Origin of the sequence: Sphingomonas sanguinis (assembly GCF_001476905.1) — a bacterium.
GTDB classification, from domain to species: Bacteria; Pseudomonadota; Alphaproteobacteria; order Sphingomonadales; family Sphingomonadaceae; genus Sphingomonas; species Sphingomonas sanguinis_B.
On the sequence record NZ_LDTE01000217.1, the window covers coordinates 1 to 710 of the forward strand.

General features: G+C 71.7%; 1 protein-coding gene. It reads left to right on the forward strand.

The features are described 5' to 3' along the window. Positions 1 to 710, forward strand: a 710-nt coding sequence (locus SB4_RS18680) for a serine hydrolase domain-containing protein (RefSeq protein ID WP_153006358.1), incomplete at both ends; no start/stop codon positions are given.

Below are 710 nucleotides of genomic sequence, written 5' to 3' on the forward strand. Positions count from 1 at the left end.
CCCTACTGCTCGCCAGCGCACTCGGCCTTGGCCTGAGTACGCCCCTCGCCCAGGCCGAGGACGCCGCCCTCGCCGCCCGCCTCGATCCGATCCTGGCACAGGCCATCGCCCAGCAGCGCATTGTCGGCACCGTGGTCATGGTCGCCCATCAGGGCCGGGTGGTGTACCGGCGCGCCGCCGGTTTTGCCGACCGCGAAGCCCAGCGGCCGATGCAGGAGGACCAGCTGTTTCGCTTCGCCTCCCTGACCAAGCCCCTGGTGGCCGTGACGGCCTTGCGCCTGGCGGACCAGGGACGCCTGGACCTACAGGCCCCGGTCAGTCACTACCTGCCCTACTTCACCCCGCGTCTGGCCGATGGTACCCCGGCCACGCCGACCCTGGCGCAGCTGCTCAGCCACACCGCCGGCCTGCACTATGGCTTCGGCGAAGATCAGGACGGCCCCTATCACCGCGCCGGCGTGTCCGACGGCCTGGATGGTGCATCCCTGACCCTGGAAGAAAACCTGCGGCGCCTCGCGGGGGTGCCGCTGGACTTCCAGCCGGGCACCCAGTGGCGCTACTCCCTCGGGCTGGACGTGATGGGCGGCGTGCTGGCGGCCGCGACCGGGCAGCCCTTGCCCGAGGTCGTCCGGCAGGAGGTGGCCGCACCGCTGGGCCTGCATGAGCTGAGCTTCCACGTCAGCGATGCCGGGCGCCTGGCCACGGCCTAT